The organism is Robbsia andropogonis (genome assembly GCF_000970345.1).
Classification (GTDB): Bacteria; Pseudomonadota; Gammaproteobacteria; order Burkholderiales; family Burkholderiaceae; genus Robbsia; species Robbsia andropogonis.
The window spans coordinates 1-2,028 of sequence record NZ_LAQU01000140.1; the positions used below are offsets into that span (position 1 = coordinate 1).

A 2,028-nucleotide genomic window follows, 5' to 3' on the forward strand; every position below is an offset into this window, starting at 1 on the left:
GTCGAGATAATCAGCCACATCAAATTTGGTAAGACCTTCGAGTTTCATAGTTATGCAATCGTGAGTGTCAGATGACCGATCGACTCGGCCGCCGGCCGCACCTTAATCTCAATATCGTAGCCAAGGCGATTCAAGCAATCCATGAGCTTGAGCTCCGACAGGTTAGCGAAGTCACCCCTCATCATTCCCGAGACCTTTGACTGCGATATGCCCATACGCCGACTGGCCTGTTCTTGGCTTAAACGCAGATTGCGCACGGCACGAGTGATCTCTGTCACCAGGCCGGACTTAATCTTGAGCTTCTCTGCGTCGCCAAAACCTAGGTCAGCAAACACGTTGCCCGAACTGGTCTCAATCTCGATGTCTTCGATCATTGCCGCTGGGATATCTTGTTTAGTTCTAAAGCGCGTCCGCGCAAAAAATAGCTGGGGTCACGATGCGAGCTGCGCCTACGCTGCCGCGTTGCAGAAGCCCGGCGCGGCGATCGCCGGTCACCAAGTAGTCGGCATCACTGGCCAAGGCCATTGCAAGCAAGAAAACTATCATTTGGATCATTTGCCTCTATACCTACGGGCAGATCCGGCAGCGTCTCAATTAATATGGCCCGCTGCATGTTGTTCACCATCGCGCCAATCCGGTGTGCCGGAAGTATGGCCCTAAGCTTCGGATAGCGGCTTACGCGTCGCAGTTCGTCCAGTTGCTCCACAGAAGTCACCAACTCGAAACGCCCTGCGCGCCAGGCACGATAGATCATGTCCGGAAAACCAGAGGGAGATATCAGGGCACCGAGCAATACGTTTGTGTCGAGGATGACACGCATCAGTGCTCACGCGCCCACTGGACTGCTTCGTCAATGAGGCCATTGATATCTTCAGCACCCAAGCCAGTCGCGGAAGTCTTGGCCTGTTCGACGGCGCGCTCGAGGAGATAGGCGCGCACCGCTTCCTCAATGAAACGTGACAGGTCACCCTTGCGACCGCCACCTTGGGCCGCAATAAACATTCGCACGGACTGATCGACGTCTGGGGACACTGCAATATTCCAGCGAACGGTACTCATAGAATGTGCATCCAGTCGATAGGTGTATAGGTGTTTATACACCGTATCGTTGCTCAAATCCAGTGCTATGACTCCAGTTCAAGCGTATCTCTGACGCAAGGTCGCGAAGCATTCGTCGATTGCTGTCCTCATGCTGCTCAGACCCGATTGTCTTGCCTTCGTTTCTCCAGTCGACGCCTGGCAAAATAGCGGTTTTGTCGTCTCGCGCCAAACACCTCCGAGTATTGACTCAACGGCCGCAGATGCTTGGTGGAAGGAAACGCAGCCCTTCTCCGATCCTTTTACGACCCAAAACGCCTGGTCTTCCACTGTCCAGATAGCGCCATTTCCTGCTACATACGATCGTCCCCGAAGAGGCGTCATGGCTTTGATGTCTTGTTCACGTTTCACAATCTTTTCCGCGGCAGCGGCTACTTGTTCGGCGTGAGTACGCCGCTGGCGTGCGACCGCCGCATGGTCTACTTCCTGTACCAGGAGCGCGTTCAAGTAGGCATACAGTGCGCCTTTTTGGAGCTTTAGAAGGGAAGCTTTCGCGTTACAGACTACGTCCGATAACCGAGCACCCTTCTTCTTCGCGGTAGCCATAAGTTTCAATATTCCAGTCGCAGCTAAGCCGTTCGACGTCGATAGCCAAGCAAGGTCTTGAGGTATTGCTTTGCCCTCTACTCTCACAAAAGTTTCGCGGGGCGACTGTTTCTTCGTAGAAGACTGTATGTTTTCCCTGTTTACGTCTTGCAGCGGTGCGATACCGTTGAATGCTATTGATTTTTCATCGTCGGTAGATTTTATATATGATGATTGAGTCTTGGAGCCCGTGTCCCCGAGTCCAAGAGCTTGAATTGCCTGCGCTGTAAGCCTTATGTAGGTTATTGTTTTCAGTTGGACGCGCGTCTGCTTCTGCTCCGAGCGCGTTATAAGGCCAGCCTCTTCCAACGCCCCTAGACTTCTATAGACAGTGGCTTCATTGAT

General features: G+C 53.0%; 3 protein-coding genes and 1 pseudogene. All 4 read right to left on the reverse strand.

Annotated features, from left to right (window positions below):
* Positions 1–50: 50 nt before the first annotated feature.
* The gene (locus WM40_RS26535; protein WP_046154564.1) at positions 51–374 is read right to left on the reverse strand and encodes a helix-turn-helix domain-containing protein; all 324 of its coding nucleotides are present in this window, start codon (positions 372–374) and stop codon (positions 51–53) included.
* Positions 375–399: 25 nt separating this feature from the next.
* A pseudogene (locus WM40_RS26540) lies at positions 400–820 on the reverse strand (putative toxin-antitoxin system toxin component, PIN family).
* Positions 820–1,059: a ribbon-helix-helix domain-containing protein gene (locus WM40_RS26545; protein WP_046154565.1), complete on the reverse strand. Its 240-nt coding sequence runs from the start codon at positions 1,057–1,059 to the stop codon at positions 820–822. The pseudogene WM40_RS26540 and the gene WM40_RS26545 overlap by 1 nt, the downstream one beginning before the upstream one ends.
* 78 nt (positions 1,060–1,137) lie before the next feature.
* Positions 1,138–2,028 (reverse strand): hypothetical protein (locus tag WM40_RS26550; protein ID WP_413783834.1); only part of this gene is annotated, 891 nt, incomplete at its 5' end.